1 pseudogene is annotated in these 1,096 nt (G+C 61.2%); it reads left to right on the forward strand.

The features are described from left to right. Positions 1–957, forward strand: a pseudogene (locus ABLE71_RS25810) (IS110 family transposase); the annotation flags it as partial. Positions 958–1,096: the final 139 nt, after the last annotated feature.

A 1,096-nucleotide genomic window follows, 5' to 3' on the forward strand; every position in this document is an offset into this window, starting at 1 on the left:
TGCGGCCGGTGAGGTTGTCATCCGAAGGAAGCTGACTCGTGGGCGCGTTCTGGGATTCTTCGAGAAACTGCCCCGATGCCTGGTCGGGATCGAGGCTTGCAGTTCGTCGCATTATTGGGCTCGCGAGCTCATCGCACGTGGCCATGATGTACGGCTGCTGCCGGCACAGTATGTGAAGCCCTATCTGAAGCGGCAGAAGAACGACGCTGCAGACGCAGAGGCGATCTGCGAGGCCGTGACACGGCCGACGATGCGCTTCGTTCCGGTGAAGTCGCCCGAGCAACAGAGTGTGATGATGCTGCACCGGGTTCGGTTGATGCTCAACCGCCAGCGCACTCAGATATCGAACGCTTTGCGGGCACATCTGTCGGAGTTCGGGGTCGTGGCGCCGATCGGGCGCAATGGAATTGAGCAATTGCTCGTGGTCATCAACGACGAGAACGACGCCAGGATACCTGCTGACGCACGGCTATGCCTGCGCATGCTGGAGGCGCAGCTCAAGGTCGTGAAGGAACAGATTCTTGAGAACGATCGCCGGTCCGGGCGAGTGCGCGCGAGACGGAGCTAGGTCGCAGGTTGATGGAGATCCCTGGCGTTGGCCCGCTGCTGGCGAGTGCGTTCGTCGCCACCATCGCCGATCCGCATGCATTCAAGTCGGGCCGATGCCTTTCCGCCTGGATCGGGCTCGTGCCAAAGCAGAACTCGAGCGGGGGCAAGGAGAAGCTCGGCAGCATCTCCAAAGCCGGTAATCGCTATCTACGCCAGTTGCTCGTTGTCGGCGCAATGGCGGTCATCCGCTATGCTGAGCGAAACGGAACCAGGAGGCCATGGCTCGTGCAGCTGATGGCACGACGAACGACCAAGGTCGCGGCGGTTGCGTTGGCTAACAAGACAGCCCGCATGGTCTGGGCATTAATGACCGGCGGCGAGCGCTACAGGGAGCCGATCATCGCATAGAACGAATAAGGCGCACGATCGCCGACGAGGTTGGAAAGGGCGGACAGGAGCTAATGCACAAAGCCGGTTGAAACCGCCGGATCAGGAGAACCCACTGGGGCCGTGCACTTCGAGTGCGAGCTTACGATCGGGACCTGAG

The sequence above is a fragment of the Mesorhizobium sp. KR9-304 genome (assembly GCF_040049215.1).
Taxonomy (GTDB): domain Bacteria; phylum Pseudomonadota; class Alphaproteobacteria; order Rhizobiales; family Rhizobiaceae; genus Mesorhizobium_K.